Raw genomic sequence first — 883 nt, 5'->3', positions numbered from 1 at the left:
TCGAGCGAATCACAGTGAACACGGGAACCAGCCGGTCGCAGTTCCAGGCCGTGGGCATCCAGCCCACTGGGCGGGATAGGTGCATCGACCACTGAACGGGCCGGGTGGGGCGGAGCCGCCGTAGTAGTCCGAGGCCGGGAGAGCCGGTCACATGGCGAAGGGCGGCAGCGGTTTCGAGAAGGGATGGAGGCTGTAATGCCGAAAGACGCGCCGCCGAATGGCGGCGCCTGGCCGGAGGCGGTCCTGCTGGGGCCGAGTCGGCGGGTATCGGAGATGCAGGCCAAGCTTCACCGTTGGGCGGCGGCTGATCCTGGCCGCCGGTTCGACGACCTGTTCAACTTCGTGCATGACCCGGCGACGCTACTCGTGGCGTTCGATCGGGTTGCGGGCAACCGCGGAGCACGCACTCCCGGCGTGGACGGCCTGACGGCCACAGACGTCGAGGAGCGCATCGGTATTCCGGGGTTCCTGGACGACCTGCGAACCTCCCTGAAGGATGGTTCGTTCCGGCCTTTGCCGGTGCGGGAACGCAAGATCCCCAAACCGGGTGGGGCAGGAAAGGTCCGTGCCCTCGGGATTCCGACGGTGGCCGACCGGGTCGTGCAGGCCGCGCTGAAACTCGTGCTGGAACCGATCTTCGAGGCTGACTTCGAGCCGGTCTCTTATGGGTTCCGGCCCAACCGGCGTGCTCAGGATGCGATCGCTGAGATTCATCATTTCGGCACCCGCGGCTATAGGTGGGTGCTGGATGCGGACATCGAGGCGTGCTTCGACCGGATCGACCACACGGCCCTGATGGAGCGGGTGCGTTGCCGGGTGAAGGGCAAACGCGTTCTGGCACTGGTCAAAGCGTTCTTGAAAGCCGGGATCTTGACTGAGCTCG

General features: G+C 65.8%; 1 pseudogene. It reads left to right on the top strand.

Going from position 1 to position 883, the window contains the following annotated elements:
• Positions 1-411: 411 nt before the first annotated feature.
• Positions 412-883, top strand: a pseudogene (locus DAT37_RS00040) (reverse transcriptase domain-containing protein); the annotation flags it as partial.

The organism is Nocardia aurea, from assembly GCF_003123685.1.
GTDB lineage: Bacteria > Actinomycetota > Actinomycetes > Mycobacteriales > Mycobacteriaceae > Nocardia > Nocardia aurea.
This window is presented reverse-complemented; position numbering and strand designations above follow the sequence as displayed.